Genomic DNA, 18,024 nt, shown 5'->3' with positions numbered 1-18,024 from the left:
GTAAAACCTTGTCATTCTCCAAGAAGTTGAGTAACCACATTGGAGCAATTTGGTATTTTGTGCATCATTACAATGCCTCTCTTCGTTCTTGACCATTACTATTCAGCACTACCCTCAAAAAAACTGGAGAATCACATCGGTGCAATCTGGTACTTTGTTCACCACTACAACTCATCCTTACTTGTTTAGGACTACCCTTACGATTTATAAGGCAAAAAGAACCCGATCGCTCTGACCGGGTTGGTGATGTCTCTGTTGGTTCTAAGGTGCCCATTGATCAGCGTGGCTAATGCTCAACTGGCGCTTCCGGTGCTGAACTAGCCGCCAACTGGCACAATCCCTAAAAGCCTTACAGTTATCTTTCACAAAATCTAAGCCTGAACATAACCTTCGAGACGATAAAGAGCGTATCCATCTCTAACAATCCCATTTGCAATATGTTCACCAGACCATCTTACATCTCCAACTGGTATGCTCCAGCGTGAGTTCGTCGTTGCAAAATTATCTGCTCGACCGCTGCTCCACCAACTGAATAAAGGTAAAGTTCCTGGAGGTTGGGGAAGCTTGGGGTCATAAATGTACCCCTCAAGACGATACAGAGAATACCCATCTTGAACACGACCGTTGGCAATGTGCTCACCAGACCAGCGAATGGTAGACGGATCCATAGACCAACGTGGATCAGAAGTAATAAAGTTATCTTGCCTTTCAGGATTCCACCAACTGTATAGCGGCAGTGTGCCTGGCGGGCGAGAACCTCGTGGCTCGAAAATCTGTCCCTCTTCGCGAAACAATCGATAGCCGTCTACCACATCTCCGACACGACCATTCCACCTAGGATCTGAAGTAAGAAAATTATCTCCTCTATCTCCATTGTACCAATGTAGAAGATGCCTCATTCCCAAACGAGTAGGAAGACTATTTACTCGCTGAAATCTCCATTCATACGTTAGTCGATAATGTCCACCGTGCCCTACGAAGTCTAAATGACCTATCAATCGGTCTGGGGTAACACCCTCAAATCTTGCATCAGGAGACTGGAGAAAAAGTGAAAGATCTTGCGGCGAAAACACATCTGATTCCATCGATTGAATGGCAGAAGTAAGTCCATCAATAACAGCTCCGACAATAGCTCCAACTGCCGCCCCAACTGCTGTTCCTACAGGACCTAATGCAGAACCAATTGCACCTCCAACACCTGCTGTAGTCAGAGTTGCTACGCCTTTACTAGATGTAGCTCCTACAACTTTTACAACTTCCTTGACCTCTTTGTCCCAGTTGGCCCCGCCCCAGTCTTCTTCTCCAAGTAAAAGAACCACATTCATTGTTACTGGATAGGGACTAGTGTTTGAGATAAAAAGTGCAGCCACTTCACGATTTAAGGTAACGGTGCGATTATCTTCGTAATTGTCACCCAAATTCATTGTTTCAGTACGACACTGTAATGGCTCTGCTTCAACTCCTATCCTTGTTGTTACAGCGCATGTGAGTCGAATAGCATCATTTGCGATTCCTTCACCTTCAAAGGGCCAAACACCCTCATGTTCAGTTTCGTCTAGGCATCTAAGTCTTACAAGCTGAAGAGACAGTCGTCGTCCTTGCTCATGTCTTCCGATTCGTGGTGCTTGACAGATAAACGTTTCAGACATAGATGTTTCCTCCACTTGATGTGTCTATAAAATTGTTCACAACCCTACTCTTAATAGTGCGATGTTCATCCCACTGCTGACATTACCCATGAGGGTACTTTTGTCACAATTCAAAACTTACATACACTCAGGCATCACACTCCCAGCAAGAAATTCCATCTACACAAATTGCACTAAAGAAAGTTTTTAATTCTGCAATGAGTGACAGCCTTATTAAAGGTTTTCTTTAGAAAACGGATTGCTGAAAAAGATGAAGAAAAAATTTTTTACTCCTCTTGAATGTGTAGCCTATTTCTAGAAATCTTTATGAAGGGCTAAACCTTAAATCAAGAACTAAGGGGGTTCAAAAGCTCAACTAAAAAACCAATTAACGATCAAATAAAAAGGAAGCCACGCCGGTGCCGGCGTGGCTTCCTTTTTTACTTTTGCCCTTCCTAGCCAGTGAGTAACAAGTATAAAGTCGTCTAACAGGCTTAGTTTTAGAGGTTTGGAAATAATTCGATCAAAATTGGACCATTTGATCTGAAACCTAGGTCTACCAAAGTTTTCAAAGACTGCTTTTTCCTTATAAAACCCTGATAATAGAACGAAAGAGTGAAGGTCTCAGCGACCAAAACCTGAGAAAAATTGGTAAATGACCCATTTTTACCTAAATCGTTGCCAACTCCCGGATTAGTGGAACTAAAATAGAAGCTGTGGAAATTAAGCAAAAATTGGCTGCTTTTCTCTGCACCCAGTTAAAGCTAGAACTCAGTGATAAAAAGATGCTCGTCACCCATGCGCATGACGAAAAGGCTCGATTCCTAGGCTACGAAAGAGAGGGGCAATTTACCAGTGTCAGCACTGGTAAATCGTTGATCGCCGGCCCTATTTCATATCTGGTTTTGCAGACCAGTGGGGTTAGGCGGTTACCTCGCTGAGTTTAACAAATCGCTCCTTAGTTAGAATCTGAAACCTCGATGCTCTTGTTTCTACTACTGTCTGTGTGCAATCTGAAAGATCGATTCTTGCATTCCCCTTCTGTAGGTGGCAGCAGGCGGACATAGAAATTCCCGAAACCGAGCATTTTCGGCAGTTTTACATCCGTGTCTTAAAACATATCCATACAGAACCCTTGTGAGGGTTTGATGGTGAGGTAGGTTTTGAGACATTAAGAGTCTATGCTGCCGTCAATGCCCGATCGCCCTTCTCAATCTCTTTTTTGCCACCGTTTGGTCTACAGTCTCAACTGTCACACCGTAAATCGTCACTTTGCCGAAAACAGCTACTAAAATTTCCTGACTGAGATTGCAGAAACCTCCCACTGCTTATCCGCTGCAGAAATACAAGGGAATCCAACGATGCTACATTGACTCATTTTCGATAGTCATTGCTTAGGAATGGTATCGGAGTGAATGATGACGGTTACGCTTGAACACCATGACTAAAAACTGGCTTCGTTTCCCTGAGGGACTATGTTATGCGTTGAGCCACTCAGGTTAACAGTACTCTCAGTGATCGCTCAACAGGCAATCCTCAGGCAACTCGTAAACGCTCAACATCCTTCTTCGGTGGCGCACCAAACATGCGGGAATATTCGCGACTGAATTGAGAAGGGCTCTCATAACCAACCTGATACGCCGCACGGGTTGCATCCACATCTTCAGCCAGCATCAGACGACGAGCTTCCAATAACCTCAACTGCTTTTGATATTGCAACGGACTCATGGAGGTCACTGCCTTGAAGTGCCGATGAAATGATGCCGAAGACATGCTTGCTTGCTTTGCCAAATCATCCATATTCAGTGACTTGGTAAACTCAGCTTTGATCTGGTTAATCACCTCTGCAATGCGCTGCATCTGGCTACCAGAGGTCGCAATCTGCCAAACCGCTTCGCTCTGGCCGCCCATTAGAAGACGGTAATAGATTTCGCGAATCATCATCGGTGCCAGGAATGGAATATCCTCGGGCGTATCGAGAAGCCGTGTGAGTCGGGTGGCACACTCAATTAGTGGAGCATTTGCTTCGCTAACGAATAAGCCTCTGACTGAACTTTCTTTTTGATCTGGATGACGTTGAATTTGGTCAATAATGTCCCAAAGTTGAGTTGCGTCCAGGCTGAGCTTAAAGCAGAGATACGGCTGCTCCGGTGTTGCTTCAATAATGTTTCCACTGAGCGGGAGATCGACTGTGACCACAATGTATTGAGCCGTCCCATAGTAATAGGTTTCCTTACCCAGTAAAGTTTCTTTTTTACCCTGAACAATAATGCAAAGCGTCGGTTCATACACTGTGCAGAGTTCTGTCGGAGCCGCAGATTCCCGCATCAATTCCAACTGAGCGATCGCCGTGGAATGGATACCGTTTCCTCTGCCATCCGTGTGGCGGGTCACTAATTCCGCCAGTTTCTGACAAGCATCAATCGTGGTCTCGCGCTTTAGGAATTCATCTGCCATACCAGGTCCTCGTCAACGCTTAGCAGCGGATTGTGAGACATCCCTTTCATTATTTTTCTACGCCTATTATAGAGGATTCTTTTGAGCACTGTCTTGAGAAAATTAGGCAATAATCTGCAAAGTTTATGTATTCAGAACCTTTTGTCCAAAGCCTATGATGAACTCATGCCATAAGCGCAATGAAAGAATAAGGCAATAAAGGAGATAGACCGATGGCTCAGAAAACATAGTTTATTACAAGTGCTTCCCGTGGAATTGGAGCCGAAATTACGATCCAATTCGCCCGACACTGGGTCAAGCCACAGCAATTGAGACGATCGAACGCTGGAGTAGGTTGTTTTTGCAATCACATCTTCTTCATGCTCAAGGTGCTTTTGATTATGTCTACAGCACAGGTGACAATCTTGATCCAAACGTGGGTGTGATTCGTCAAACTCCCTGATTGCTGCGGCTCTGTTCCAGCACTTCTAGTTTTGTTACTGAACAATTGATCGCCATTGATAGCAGAGTTAACTGCGCCATCACAACAGATGGTGAATGGCGGAGTGTGTTGGTGTGAATTAATTACTTACTGTTCATGACACAGCTCAATGATGAACAGAAATATTCTCATGTCTCTCAACAATGAAAGGAAGTAACTAATGTTAGAACAACATCAAAATACGGCTCAATACGAGCAAAATGGGCAAATCCATGTTCAAACAACATCTCCAAAAGGGGATCAGCATGACTACAAAGAAGCAATCGAGATCCTCGCCTCAAAGATCCGAGGTGAACTGATCCTGCCTGGTCACCCTGACTATGAAGCAGAACGGAAAGTCTGGAATGGTAGCTTTGATGGCTATCCCGCTGCGATCGTGCGCTGTGCTGATGCGAAAGATGTTAAAGTCGCCGTCAATTTTGCCCGTGAGCAGGCAATGACGCTCTCTGTGCGTAGCGGAGGACATAGTGCAGCCGGACATGGCACCAATAACGGTGGACTGGTGATTGATCTTTCCCAGATGAAGACGATGACGATTGACCCGGTACGCCACACAGCCCGTCTGGAACCTGGTCTGACCTGGGGTGAAGTTGCCGAAAAGCTCCAGTCCTTTGGATTGGCATTGACGGCAGGTGACGTTGCCTCTGTGGGTGTAGGTGGTTTGCTGCTCGGCGGTGGCATTGGTTGGATGGTCCGTGCTTATGGTTTAACCATTGATCGCTTGCAAGCAGTAGAACTGGTTACGGCGGATGGACAACTGCTGCGTGCCAGCGCTGACGAAAATCCCGAACTGTTCTGGGGACTGCGCGGTGGTGGTGGCAACTTTGGTATTGCGACCGCTTTCGAGGTAAACCTACATCCAGGTGGAACTATCTTGGGCGGTGCCGTCTTTTATGAGGCAACCGAGGCAGAGCGTATCCTGCGAGAGTATACCCGTCTAGCAGCGGCAGCACCGGATGAACTTTCCACTGAAGTTTTGTTCATGCTGGCACCTCCCGCCCCTTTCATCCCACCCAATAAGCAGGGAACCCCAGTCGTCGTGATTATGGTCTGTTACACCGGTGACATCAGCGAGGGTGAGCGGGTTGTGGCTCCTCTGCGTCAGCTTGCCACCCCGCTCTCCGACCTGATTGCGCCTATGCCCTATTCGGCTATTTTTGCACTCACAGCAGTGGGTGAGATCCCTGGCTTTCAGCATCATTCGCGATCGCAGTTTTTCGAGACGTTCTCAAACGAGATGATTCACGCATTAATTGAATCCACTCAATCCATCCTGTCTCCTGAAACGCTGATCACCCTGCGTGTCTTGGGTGGCGCGATGAGTCGGGTCGCACCTGATGCAACAGCCTTTGCTCACCGTGACAAACAGGGCATGGTATTAATCACTCACTTCGCACCATTATCTGCCGATGCTGCCAGTCTCGATGCCCGCACCCAGCGAGTCTTTCGGGCACTCTTACCTTACGCTAACGGCGCTTATGTCGGTTTCCTGGCAGACGAGGGAGAGCAGCGGATTCGTGAGGTCTATCCGACTGCCACATACGAGCGACTCGTCGCGCTCAAGAACCAGTATGACCCGACCAATTTGTTCCATCGCAACCAGAATATCAAACCCACTGTTGCCCCAGCGACACTTGCTGATCCAGTGAGTTTATAGCGCTATAGCGTTCACAAACAGGTTGTGAACAAGGAGTGTGGGAGCGAAGTCCCCACGCAGGGTTTCAATCCCACACCCCGTTCAAATTCAGAAAGAGTCACTATACCTTTACCCCTAAAACAATGAGTACTCAATTCAGTCAAAGCAACGTTGCAATTGTCGGACAGAGCGAGAACCTTGAGTGGTTTGATACAATGCCTGGCGAGCACATGGCTATCCGCGTCCATAGTAAAGATGTCGATGGGGCTTTCACAATTATTGAAGTGGATGTTCCACCGTTCATCGGACCGCCACTCCACTATCACAAAGATAGGGAAGAGATCTTTGAAGTCCTTGAAGGCAGATTTCGCTTTCACGTCGAGGGCGAAGAGCTTGAGGTCGGACCTGGAACATCGGTCGTGGTGCCTCGTAACACCGTGCATGGATGGGTAAATCTTGGACCCGGAAGGGCTCGGTTGATCTTCACCTTCGTCCCTGGTGGTATCGACGAATTCTTCCCCCAAATCGGTCAAACGCCGCCTGAAGGTTGGACAGAGCTTGCACGGCAGCACGACACTTGGATCGTTGGAGCGCCTCTGTCTGTTTAAGCTCCATCCTCCAACACTGCTGCTGAACCTTACTGAGTGACAGCAGAGCAAATTGTGAATGAGCAAAGGCGCTCACGATCGTCCAACCGTAAAATTTAAGCTTCTTGACTTCCAAGAGGATATCTGAATTAGAGGACTCACACACTTAAGTTTGATCTTAAAGTGCAACCTGAGTTGAAATCAGTTTCATTCCAGAGAGTGATTGATAAATCATTCTCTGGAAGACGAAAAACTACAAACTCTGAGCAGGCGACAAACCAAAGTCGATTACCTATAGTGAACTCACACTAACATTTTCGGATGATGGAAGGCATGAAAGCAGTGCGACTGCATGGATACAACCAACGACTTGTCCTCGAAGATATTCCTGTCCCCGATGTTGAGCAGGCTGAAGTCCATCGCGTCGTCATCAAGTACGCATGAGGAAGCAGAGAATGTGGAACCATTCAAATCGCAGGGCGATTTTGCTTGCCCTGCTCACTGCTGCCCTTGTCGGCTGCAACAAGATGCTGAATGCCGCTGAGTCTGAACGAAACGCAACCGAAGTAAATCGCGCCGTCGTCCAGGCTGCCTTCGACAAATGGCGAGTCGGGCAAGGCAGCCCGTTCGACCTGCTGCTACCGGAAGCCGAGTGGACGATCGTTGGTTCTTCGCCGCTCTCGAAGATCTATCGCAGCAAGCAGCAATTCATGGATGAGGTCATCACTCCGTTCAACGCGCGGGTGAAGAGTCCACTCGTGCCGACCGTGCAAGGACTCTACGCCGATGGCGATACGGTGATCATCTGCTTCGACGGTGCCACGACGGCTCTTGATGGCTTGCCGTACCGCAACACCTACACTTGGTACTTCACTATGAAAGACGGGAAAGTCGTCAAGGCGACAGCGTTCTTCGATACCAGGGTGTTCGACGAATTTTGGAACCGGGTTTCGCCACCGAAATGATTTGCGTGCCTCAATGCCGTGGTCATTCAATGAGTTCCTCTCAGATGTCAGAAGCCCCTTCTTGATTTTGATCGGCGTTAACCGACTGCACAGTGACTTACTGATTTACGATTGCGCCATATTGTTTGCTTATTTGCAGTAGAGGATTCTTTTGAGCATTACTCTCCTGCTTGAGAAAATTAGGCAATAACCTGAAAGGTTTATGTATTTAGAGTCTTTGTTCAAAAGCCTAAGATAAACCCATACCAGAAAGGCGATGAAAGGATAAGGCAATCAAGGAGATAAAACAATGACTCAAAAGACATGGTTCATTACAGGTGCTTCCCGTGGCATTGGAGCCGAAATTGCGAAAGCCGTTTTGGCAGCAGGAGACCAATTGATCGCAACCGCCCGCAAAAAGACTGATTTGGAGCAATTCGAGTCGAACCCCAATGTGTTGACGCTGAGCCTCGATATTACTGATGAGGCTCAAGTGCAAGCGGCAGTGGCAGCAGGACTGGAACGCTTTGGGCAGATTGATGTGTTGGTCAACAATGCCGGATTCGGTATCCTAGGCGGCGTCGAAGAAACTAGTGCCCAAGAGGTTGAGCGGGTCTATCGCACAAATGTCTTCGGGCTGTTGAATGTGATCCGTGCCGTGTTGCCCAGTATGCGTCAGCGCCGCTCTGGACACATTATGAACCTATCGTCGATCGGGGGCTACCGCTCCACTCCCGGGTGGGGCATCTACTCCTCAACCAAGTTTGCAGTTGAAGGCATTACCGAAGCGTTGCATGATGAGTTAGCGCCTCTAGGCATCCATGCGACTGTGGTCGAGCCAGGCTACTTCCGCACCGGTTTTCTCGATGGCAGCTCGCTCCAGCGTACTGCAATGGAAATTGAGGATTACGCAGAGACGGTCGGTAAAGTTCGTAAAATCGCCTCTGAACTGAGCTATCAACAACCGGGAGATCCTACCAAGCTTGCCCAAGCGATGCTTCAGCTCGCGAATGCTGATACACCACCGCTCCGGTTGCCGCTCGGCACAGACACCCTGAAAGCCATTGCTAAAAAGAACGCTTACGTCGAGCAAGAAACGGCACAATGGCGCGCGCTGGCTGAATCGACTGATTACAGATAGGGGGCGCAGGAGCGTGAAGGAACGATAGCGAATGAAGGCTTTCAAGTTCTCGGTGACAATATTACATCCTACCGAGAACTTGAGGCATATAACGACCAAGCTCACCTGCCCGGCGGACGCGAGAAGCTATGAACTTCAGAAAGCCTACATGCCCCCCAGATCAATGCAGCGCCTTTTGGGGGAGACGAGCAATAAAAGGCAGAGGAGACGACCATACATGGGATGACAACATTTATTGTTACTTTGATTTGGTGGCTAAGAATTAAGCGGAGTCAAAGCCCCGTTCATATTCTTTCCTTCTGCCTTCTGCCTCCTGCCCTCTGCCTTTTGTATCAATTCTTCGCTATGAATGGAGCCGATTCGTTCTCTCAATGCGCCGCCAGAACGATGGGCAAGAACGGCTTGAATTTCTGCGACAATCGCCAGAGCAATTGCCTCTGGTGCATCAGCACCAATATCGAGACCAATTGGACTGTAAAGGCGATGCAGTTGAGCGGCTGTGGGGATGAATCCATCGGCTTGCAAGTCCTGAAGCAATCGTTGGGTGCGACTTTTCGGACCAAGGATGCCCACATAACCCAGCGGTGAAGGAAGCAGCGATCGCAGTAGTGTTCGATCGCGTAGGTAGTTGTGGGTCATCACGACTGCAACCATGCGCGGATTCCAGATGAGATGTGCCTGAAGGTTCTCCGGTTCGCTGTGGATAATTTCGTCTGCCAACCCAAAGCGATCGCGGGTGGTGTAACCCAGTCGGTGATCGATGACCGTAACGTGCCAGCCGAGTTGTTTAGCACACTCAACAACCGGAATTGCATCGTGACCCGCTCCAAATACGAGCAGGGGAACGAGGGGTTGAATGACTTCGATGAGAACTTCTGCTGCACCGTTGGATAACCTGTAGCTTTGCACCTGCGATCGCGTAGCGCTTCCAGTGGAGAATTGCGCCTCGCCCAGCATCCGACGGGCCTCTTCCAGCACGCGGCGAGCAAGCTGACGGTCTTCAATCCCATCAACCACAGTGCCATCCGGTTTCAACAGCAGGCGGGAGGCAATGCTAGCACGAGTTTCTCCCTCGATCCGGAATACCGTTGCGATCGCTCCGGGTTGTCCCTGATGCAAACAGTCTGCGATGAACTCGATCTGACTTCTTGCAGACGCATCATTGAGGGACTCAATCAACACGTCTACCACACCATTGCAACCCAAGCCCAAGCCCCACACTATATCCTCGCTGGAAGTGGTATCGTACTGCACCACAACGGGTTTGCCCGAGTAAAACATCAGGGGTTGCGATCGCTCAAAGACATCCCCTTCAAGACATCCGCCACTGATGGAACCGATCGTTTGACCGTCTTCTACAAGCAACATCCGTGCCCCCGGTTGGCGATAAACTGAACCTTTCGTTTTCACGACCGTAGCAAGGGCAGAACACCGTCCGTCATTGGCTATCTGCTTGAAGGCTTTAATGATGTCTTGGAATTCTCTCATTGCTGTTATGAGCTAATTTTAGTTGTGCTGTTCACAGGAGCTTGTCAGGTGTGATGGGCAAATCGCGGATGCGCTTGCCCGTGGCGTGGTAGATGGCGTTAGCGACTGCTGCTGCTGCGCCAACGATGCCGATCTCGCCGATACCCTTGATTCCTAAAGGATTAACGTGCGGGTCGTTCTCCTCAATGAAGACTGTATCGATGTCGGGGATGTCAGCGTTAACGGAAACGTGGTACTCGCCAAGATTGCCATTGATATAGTTTCCATACCGTGCATCCAGTAGCGTTTCTTCATGAAGCGCCATGCTAATGCCCCAAACGACACCACCAACGATTTGCGATCGCGCTGTCTTGGGATTTAGGATGCGACCTGCGGCAATAACGCAGAGGAAACGCGGAATCTTTATCACGCCTGTGTTTGGGTCAACGAGCACTTGGGCAAAATGTGCGCCGAAGGCGTGCATGGAAAACTTCTGTGCTGCGTCATCGGGCTTCGAGTCAACCCGCACTTCCACGCCTTGTGCCAAGTTGTGCCGTTGCATGATGGCGACGTAGGACTCTCCCCGTGCGGGTTGCCCTTTGGTAAAGAGCCGTCCGTCAGCAGCTGCGATCGCCTCCTGGTTTGCGCCCCGCAGTGGCGAGTTGGCATCGTCACGCGCCAAGGCAGCGAGGCGCTGTCGTACTGCAATACATGCTTCCTGCACCGCCGTACAGAAGCTTGCTGCACCAAATGAACCGCCCGACGCTGGAGTTGGCGGAAAGTTACTGTCGCCGATTTCCACCTGCACTCGCTCCGGTGGCACTCCCAGCGCATCTGCCGCCACTTGCGTCAATACTGTGTAAGTGCCAGTCCCCAGGTCGGTCGCGCCAGTGTGTACCTGCACCCGCCCATCCGGTAACACTCGCACGATAGCTGACGATGGACGGAGGCGTGCTGGGAAACTTGCACTCGCCACCCCATAACCAGTGAGGTAGCGACCCTCACGCATCGAACCGGGTTCGGCGAGGCGTTTCTCCCACCCAAAGCGCTTTGCCCCTTCCCGAAAACACTGTACTAGAGAGCGACTCGACCACGGTAAGCCGCTCTCCGGGTCACGCGGGGGTTCGTTACGCACGCGCAGTTCGATCGGGTCGATCTTCAGCGCGTAAGCCAACTCATCCATTGCCGACTCCAAGGCAAATGAACCCGGAGCTTCCCCCGGTGCCCGCATAATCATCGATCGATCGAGGTTAAGAGGAACAATTCGGTGCGTCACTAAGCTGTTCGGACACTCGTACATGATGCGCGACATCACGCCATTTTGCTCGGCGAACTCGTCAAACACAGCCGTTTCCATAATGCTTTCATGGGCAAAGGCGGTGAGGCGACCATCGCGCTTTGCTCCGAGTCGCAGGCGCTGCTGCGAGTGGGGGCGGTGTCCTACACAGGTAAACATCTGCGCTCGCGACAGAACGACTTTCACGGGGCGACCGATTTGTTTAGCAGCAATCGCGGCTAAAATAACGTGTTCGCGTGTCGGCACTTTGCTGCCGAACCCGCCACCGACATATGGACAGACGACGCGCACGTTCTGCTTGGGGATGCGGAGCGTACTGGCAACGCTTGTCTGGTTGGCATCAACGTGTTGGGTGGAGTTGTAGAGCGTCAGGCGATCGCCTTCCCACACGGCAATCGTGGCGTGCGGTTCGATTGGGTTGTTGTGTTCGATCGGTGTTGTGTACGTTACATCAATGCGAACATCCGCTGCACTCAAGCCTTGTTCCAAATCACCTTGCTGAGTATCGGTCGGGTAGCCTGCATTGATCCTTTCCGGTGCATAAGCGCGGTCGAGATTTGCTGCAAACTCCAGTACCGGACGTTCTTGTGTATAGGCAACGCGCACGAGTGTTGCGGCATATTCAGCTTGCTCGAATGTCTCGGCAACAACCAAGCCGACGTGCTGCCCATAGTGGTTAATCCGGTCGTTTTGCAGCACTGGAATCACTTTGATGTAGCGATCGCTGACTTCGGGCGGGTCAGTGGTTGCTAGCTTCGGCGCGTTGAGGTGGGTAATAACGGCAAGGACTCCGGGAGATTTTTCTGCTGCGCTGGTGTCGATGCTCTGGATGCGTCCACGGGCGATCGTACTCCGTACCACGACGGCATGAGCTAAGTTCTTCATTGGAAACTCAGCCGCGTAACGTGCCGCTCCCGTAACCTTGAGCCGCCCGTCAGTTCGATCCATCGGCTTGCCGATCGCTGAGTTCGTTGGCTTGTCAGCGTTACTTTGAGCTGAAAACTGCATAGGTAGGCGTTGTCCTTATTTTGTTCAGAGGAGCTTATCGGGTGTAATTGGTAAATCGCGGATGCGCTTGCCCGTGGCATGGAAGATAGCGTTGGCGATCGCTGCCGATACGCCCACGATGCCAACTTCCCCAACGCCTCTTGCCCCTAGCGGATTTGCCTTGAGGTCTGGCTCTCCCACAAAGTACGTTTCGATCGCGGTCACGTCGGCATTCACGGGTACGTGGTACTCACCGAAATTGGCATTAATGAAACGCCCATTACGTGAGTCCATTTGGGTGTACTCCATCAGCGCCTTGCCAATACCGCCCACAACGGCACCGCTCACCTGAGAGCTTGCCGTTTTGGTATTAATCACCCGTCCGATATCACAGACTGAGACAACCCGCGATACTCTCACCAGTCCAAAGTCTGGATCGATATGCACCTCAGCGAAGTGTGCGCCAAAGGAGTGGATGGAGAAGCGCTGCTTCTCGTCTCCTGGTTCAGAGTCTTTTTCGGTTTCAATGTAGTCTCTGTTAGCGCGTTTCAGGATGTCTGTATAGCTCTCGCCCTTCGACGCATCCTGCTTTAAAAACAGCCGTCCGTCTTCCACCCCAACCTCATTGGCCTTGGCGTTGGACAGGAGTGAATTCGGCTGAGTACTGGCTAGAGACAGGGCTTGTTCGCGGACTGCCAGACACGCCGCTTGCACCGCAGAACCCAGACTCGCGGTGAGCATCGAGCCGCCTTGCACAGGGGAGTAGGGGAAATCTGTATCCCCCAACTCAAACCGCACTCGTTCGGGCGGCAAACCCAGAGCATCTGCCGCAATCTGGGTCATGATCACATAAGTCCCCGTGCCGATGTCGCTGCCTGCACTTTGCACCACCGCCGTACCGTCAGCCAGGAGACGCGCTTTGGCAACAGCTCGCAAGCGAAACATCGGGTAGGTAGCCGTTGCCATGCCCATGCCAACTAAGTAGCGACCGTCACGCATCGATCGCGCTTGAGGATTGCGCCGCGACCAGCCAAACTTTTCTGCCCCGACCTGGTAGCATTCCTTGAGAAATTTGCTCGACCAAGGCAGCCCATCTTCGGGATTGACTTCGGCATAGTTCCGCATCCTCAATTCGATGGGGTCGAGCTTGAGGGTGTAGGCAAGTTCATCTAGACCACATTCGAGGGCATACACACCAGAAATTTCCCCCGGTCCCCGCATAAAGGTGGGCGTATTGGTGTTGAGCCGGACGAGACGGTATCTCGTTACCAGGTTCGGGCAGGCATAAAGCATCCGAGTCGCATCGAGCGTCGCCTCGGTATACTCTTCGTACATGGAGGTTCCCGCCGTTGCCTCGTGGACGATCGCGGTAAGCTTGCCATCCTTCGATGCGCCCAATGCCACCCGTTGCACCGTGTAGGGTCGAAATCCCACTGAAGTGTACATCTGCTGGCGGGTGAGCACCAGCTTGACGGGACGCTTCACCTGACGGGCAGCGATCGCAGCGACAGTGACATGGGGCCAACTCCGCAGACCCGAGCCAAATCCTCCGCCAACGAAGGGCGAGATCACTCGCACGTTCTCTTCAGGCATTCCAAAGGTGAGGGCGACGTGCTTCCGGGTGTTGTACACCCATTGAGTTTTGTCGTAGAGTGTCAGTTTATCGCCTTGCCAAGTCGCGATCGTGGCGTGTGGCTCCATCGGGTTGTGGTGTTCGATGGGAATTGTGTAGCTGCCCTCAACCCGCACCTCAGCACTTGCTAAAGCATCAGGATTGCCGCGCACCACATCGGCATGTCGTCCTCCTTGGCTGGATTCGGTAGGCGGGAAAGCTTGTGCCATTGCCGCTTCTACAGTTGTCGCGGGAGTTTGCTCTTCGTAACGAACCTGCACCAGCGAGGCAGCATACTGAGCACGCTCCAGGGTATCGGCAACCACCACTGCAATGGGCTGACTGTTGAAGTAAATGGTATCGCTTTGGAAGATGGGAAAGTGTTTCCCGACTTTAGGATCGATCAACGCCCGCTGCTCGGGTTTGTCAAAGGTCAGCTTTGGGGCGTTGAGATGGGTAATTACCCTCAGGACACCGGGAGCGCGTTCTGAGGCTTGGGTATCGATTTGCCGGATGCGCCCTTTCGCGATCGTACTCATGACCAACACGGCATGTACAAGGTCAGGCACTTCGAACTCCGCCGAGTAACGTGCTGCCCCAGTCACTTTCAAGCGCCCGTCAACACGATCCATCGGCTTACCGACAGCAGCATCTTTCCCCTGACTCATGCCACACCTCCATCGACCACTGTAGTCAGCGCCTGCACGATCGCCCGCCTACCCATCTCGATCTTGAAGCGGTTATGTTCGTAAGCCCGTGCTTCGCGCATCGTCACTTCGGCAGCTTTCTGGAAGGTGGCTGCCGTTGCTGGTGCACCTGTCAGTATCTTTTCCGCTTCCACTGCACGCCACGGCTTGTGTGCCACCCCGCCCATCGCTACCCGTGCTTGGCGGATTTTGCCGCCCTGGATGTCCAGCGCGGCAGCAACAGAGACGAGGGCAAAGGCATAAGAGGTGCGATCGCGCAATTTCAGGTAGTACGATCGCGGCGCGAAAACGGCAGATGCAGCGGGTAAGTCGATCGCCGTAATCAGTTCGTCGCGTCGCAGGTTCGTATCTACTTGTGGCGTATCGCCCGGTAAGCGGTGAAACTCTGAAATGGGAATACTTCTTTGCCCTTGCGGTCCTTCGACTTGCACGATCGCATCAAGCGCCACCAATGCCACGCACATATCCGATGGATGGGTGGCAATGCACTGCTCGTTCGCGCCGAAGATGGCATGGATGCGGTTGTAGCCTTCCAGAGCGCCACAACCCGTACCGGGTTCTCGCTTGTTGCAAGGCATCGCCGTATCGTAGAAGTAGTAGCAGCGCGTTCTTTGCATCAGGTTCCCGCCGTTGGTTGCCATGTTTCGCAATTGGGCGCTGGCTCCAGCCAGGATAGCTTGAGAGACAAGTGGGTAGCGCTGGCGCACCAGTGGGTGATTTGCCGTGTCGCTGTTGCGTGCCAAAGCACCGAGACGCACGCCACCATTGCGTTCTTCAATGCCAACGAGTTCCAGCCGCGAGATATCCACGAGGCGATCGGGCTGTTCCACGTTGTCCTTCATTAAATCTAGAAGGTTCGTGCCGCCAGCAATGAACCTCGCTGCTTGGTTGCTGCCAACTGTCTGGATGGCTGCGCCGCGCTCTGTCGTGCGCGTGTAAGCAAATGGTTTCATAATGTCACACTCCTCGGGGACTTGCGCTTGCTTCACGGATAGCCGCGACGATGCCGGGGTATGCGCCGCAGCGACAGATGTTGCCGCTCATGCGTTCGCGTATCTCCGCATCCGTTAGCTTCACGCCTCCGGTTTGCCTAACATCAGCCGTTACTGCACTCGCCGTACCTGTTGCTACTTCATCTAATAGCGCTACAGCGGAGCAAATCTGACCGGGCGTGCAGTAGCCACACTGAAAGCCGTCATGCTTAATGAACGCCGCTTGCAGTGGATGCAGCGCATCTCCCTTGGCGAGACCCTCAATTGTGGTGATCTCGTCACCTTCATGCATCAGCGCCAGGGTGAGACAGGAGTTGATGCGCCGTCCGTTAACCAATACCGTACAAGCACCGCACTGTCCGTGGTCGCAACCCTTCTTGCTCCCCGTCAGCCCAATGTACTCGCGCAAGGCATCGAGCAACGTGACACGCGGTTCTATTTTCACTGCGCGTGCTGTCCCATTCACCCGCAGTGTCAGATCAACCGTGTCTGTTCCTGGGATAGTGCGAACTGATGGAGAAGATGGCGGACGAGTTTGAGCAAAGACTTTAGTTGCCCAGTTTCCCACTGCACTAAAAATTGCGCTGATCAGCATGAGCTGACCGAACCGTCGTCGTCTTAACCGAAAGCCCATCGGCGTTCTCCTAAATTAAATTCTCTGCCATAGATTGAGGCGATTTTTTTGCCCAATCCTCGGATTGATCCAACGATCAAAGCAAGTTTTGTTATGCCTTGCTCATTGCCTTATCCTTTCGTTTCCCCTTGGAACGTGTTCATCATAGAGTTGAAAGAATTAGCACCAAATACATAAAACTTGCACATACTTGCCCAATCCTCTCAGGTGCAGGATTGACCAGAGTGAATATTCTCTATAGAGTGTCTAGAAAAGGCTGAATTTCTCAGGCATCCAGTAGAGCGATCGAAATAATGAAGCGGGGTACAGCAAGCAACTTATGTCAAGAATTGGCAACATTAGTGATTCGGCACACTTATGGAAAGGGAAACGGTATCCATTCAACCGCCATTGAGCCGTTGGAATTGATGCGAGAATCTACGGCTCCGACAGCACTTCGTGCCGTGTATGAACCGACACTTTGCATTATTCTTCAGGGTAAAAAAGAAACTTTACTGGGCAAGGAAACCTATCACTATGGGACGGCTCAATACATCGTGGTCACGGTCGATCTACCACTCAGCGGATTGATTGTTGAAGCAACACCGGAGCAACCGTATCTATGCTTTAAGCTCAGCCTGGACGCGACTCAGCTTTGGGAGATTATCGACCAACTCCAGTGCAGTCCAGATCAAAAAGAAAGTTCAGTCAGAGGCTTGTTTGTAAGTGATGCTGATGAATCGTTGATTGATTGTGCCATCAGACTGACACGGCTTTTGGATACGCCGCAGCATATTCCATTCCTGGCACCCATGATTGTTCGCGAGATCTATTACCGCCTTCTAATCGGCGAACAAGGTCAAGCGGTTCGTCAGATTGCGACTTTTGGGAGTCATATGCAGCGCATTGCGGCAGTGATTAAACAGATCAAAGCTGATTTTACACAAGCATTGCGGATTGATGATCTAGCTAAGCAAGCAAGTATGTCTCCCGCATCATTCCATCGGCATTTTAAGGCAGTAACCTCAATGAGTCCGGTGCAATATCAAAAACAGCTAAGGCTGATGGAAGCCCGTCGTCTAATGTTGATTGAAAAGGTCGATGTCACCAATGCTGCTCATCAAGTTGGGTACGAGAGTGCCTCACAGTTCAGCCGTGAATATTCTCGTATGTTCGGTATGTCACCCATGAAGGATATTGCACAGTTCCGTAAAGTCTAAACAGGGGATTTGCCGAGGCAGGGGTTTATCCAGCATCAGAATATTTTCCAACGCTAAGGCTGATGTGAATGAGCAGAAAATATAGTGCAATTTGCAAATGAGTTGCGCAACGAGTGAGAGCAGCTCCAGTCTAGTGTTCTAGCTTCTGATAAGTTGACATCCAACTGCCTTTAAGGAACAGCAATTGGAAGTGAATAAAACCCTGCAACGTGCACAGGTTTCAACTTTATAAGCTTGTGCTACCTATTTGCAAAT

Annotated in this window: 13 protein-coding genes and 1 pseudogene; 7 read left to right on the top strand and 7 right to left on the bottom strand. The window is 51.0% G+C overall.

Features of this window, described 5'->3' with window-relative positions; all coding sequences use genetic code 11:
* A pseudogene (locus H6F86_RS23960) lies at positions 1 to 92 on the top strand (IS1 family transposase); the annotation flags it as partial.
* Between the two features lie 279 nt (positions 93 to 371).
* On the opposite strand, the gene H6F86_RS23955 reads toward H6F86_RS23960, so the two are convergent.
* Positions 372 to 1,649, bottom strand: a complete 1,278-nt coding sequence (locus tag H6F86_RS23955) for a hypothetical protein (RefSeq protein ID WP_190452018.1) — start codon at positions 1,647 to 1,649, stop codon at positions 372 to 374.
* Positions 1,650 to 2,344: 695 nt separating this feature from the next.
* On the opposite strand from H6F86_RS23955, the gene H6F86_RS23950 reads away from it, so the two are divergent.
* Positions 2,345 to 2,569, top strand: a complete 225-nt coding sequence (locus H6F86_RS23950) for a hypothetical protein (RefSeq protein ID WP_190452017.1) — start codon at positions 2,345 to 2,347, stop codon at positions 2,567 to 2,569.
* A 595-nt stretch (positions 2,570 to 3,164) separates the two neighbouring features.
* On the opposite strand, the gene H6F86_RS23945 is transcribed toward H6F86_RS23950, so the two are convergent.
* Positions 3,165 to 4,085, bottom strand: coding sequence for an AraC family transcriptional regulator (locus H6F86_RS23945; RefSeq protein WP_190452016.1), 921 nt, complete (start codon positions 4,083 to 4,085; stop codon positions 3,165 to 3,167).
* 641 nt (positions 4,086 to 4,726) lie between these two features.
* On the opposite strand from H6F86_RS23945, the gene H6F86_RS23940 reads away from it, so the two are divergent.
* The 4 genes from H6F86_RS23940 (at position 4,727) to H6F86_RS23925 (ending at position 8,874) form a co-directional block, all read left to right on the top strand.
* A complete protein-coding gene (locus H6F86_RS23940; RefSeq protein WP_190452014.1) occupies positions 4,727 to 6,223 on the top strand; it encodes an FAD-binding oxidoreductase in 1,497 nt (498 codons plus the stop codon).
* 194 nt (positions 6,224 to 6,417) lie between these two features.
* Complete coding sequence (locus H6F86_RS23935; protein ID WP_242033668.1) at positions 6,418 to 6,810, top strand: cupin domain-containing protein; 393 nt, start codon at positions 6,418 to 6,420, stop codon at positions 6,808 to 6,810.
* Between the two features lie 434 nt (positions 6,811 to 7,244).
* Positions 7,245 to 7,754 (top strand): nuclear transport factor 2 family protein, encoded by a 510-nt coding sequence (locus H6F86_RS23930; protein WP_199305469.1) that lies wholly within the window; start codon positions 7,245 to 7,247, stop codon positions 7,752 to 7,754.
* Positions 7,755 to 8,043: 289 nt separating this feature from the next.
* On the top strand, positions 8,044 to 8,874 hold the full coding sequence (locus tag H6F86_RS23925) for an oxidoreductase (RefSeq protein WP_190452010.1): 831 nt from the start codon (positions 8,044 to 8,046) through the stop codon (positions 8,872 to 8,874).
* A 255-nt stretch (positions 8,875 to 9,129) separates the two neighbouring features.
* Here H6F86_RS23925 and H6F86_RS23920 read toward each other — a convergent pair whose 3' ends face one another.
* The 5 genes from H6F86_RS23920 to H6F86_RS23900 are packed head-to-tail and all read right to left on the bottom strand — an operon-like array spanning position 9,130 to position 16,570.
* Positions 9,130 to 10,362, bottom strand: a complete 1,233-nt coding sequence (locus H6F86_RS23920) for an XdhC/CoxI family protein (protein ID WP_190452008.1) — start codon at positions 10,360 to 10,362, stop codon at positions 9,130 to 9,132.
* Positions 10,363 to 10,393: 31 nt separating this feature from the next.
* Complete coding sequence (locus tag H6F86_RS23915; protein ID WP_190452007.1) at positions 10,394 to 12,646, bottom strand: xanthine dehydrogenase family protein molybdopterin-binding subunit; 2,253 nt, start codon at positions 12,644 to 12,646, stop codon at positions 10,394 to 10,396.
* Positions 12,647 to 12,670: 24 nt separating this feature from the next.
* Positions 12,671 to 14,905, bottom strand: a complete 2,235-nt coding sequence (locus tag H6F86_RS23910) for a xanthine dehydrogenase family protein molybdopterin-binding subunit (protein ID WP_190452006.1) — start codon at positions 14,903 to 14,905, stop codon at positions 12,671 to 12,673.
* On the bottom strand, positions 14,902 to 15,897 hold the full coding sequence (locus H6F86_RS23905; protein ID WP_190452003.1) for a xanthine dehydrogenase family protein subunit M: 996 nt from the start codon (positions 15,895 to 15,897) through the stop codon (positions 14,902 to 14,904). Before H6F86_RS23905 ends, H6F86_RS23910 begins: the two co-directional genes overlap by 4 nt.
* A gap of 4 nt (positions 15,898 to 15,901) precedes the next feature.
* Complete coding sequence (locus H6F86_RS23900; RefSeq protein ID WP_190452001.1) at positions 15,902 to 16,570, bottom strand: 2Fe-2S iron-sulfur cluster-binding protein; 669 nt, start codon at positions 16,568 to 16,570, stop codon at positions 15,902 to 15,904.
* 293 nt (positions 16,571 to 16,863) lie between these two features.
* Between H6F86_RS23900 and H6F86_RS23895 the strand changes: the two genes are divergently transcribed.
* Positions 16,864 to 17,769 carry an AraC family transcriptional regulator gene (locus H6F86_RS23895; protein WP_190452000.1) on the top strand — a complete coding sequence of 302 codons (906 nt, stop codon included), beginning with the start codon at positions 16,864 to 16,866 and terminating at the stop codon, positions 17,767 to 17,769.
* Positions 17,770 to 18,024 lie beyond the last annotated feature (255 nt).

Origin of the sequence: Phormidium sp. FACHB-592 (genome assembly GCF_014695795.1) — a bacterium.
GTDB lineage: Bacteria > Cyanobacteriota > Cyanobacteriia > Leptolyngbyales > Leptolyngbyaceae > Stenomitos.
The sequence above is the reverse complement of the archived record's forward strand: the minus strand, read 5'-3'. Positions and strand labels throughout refer to the sequence as shown.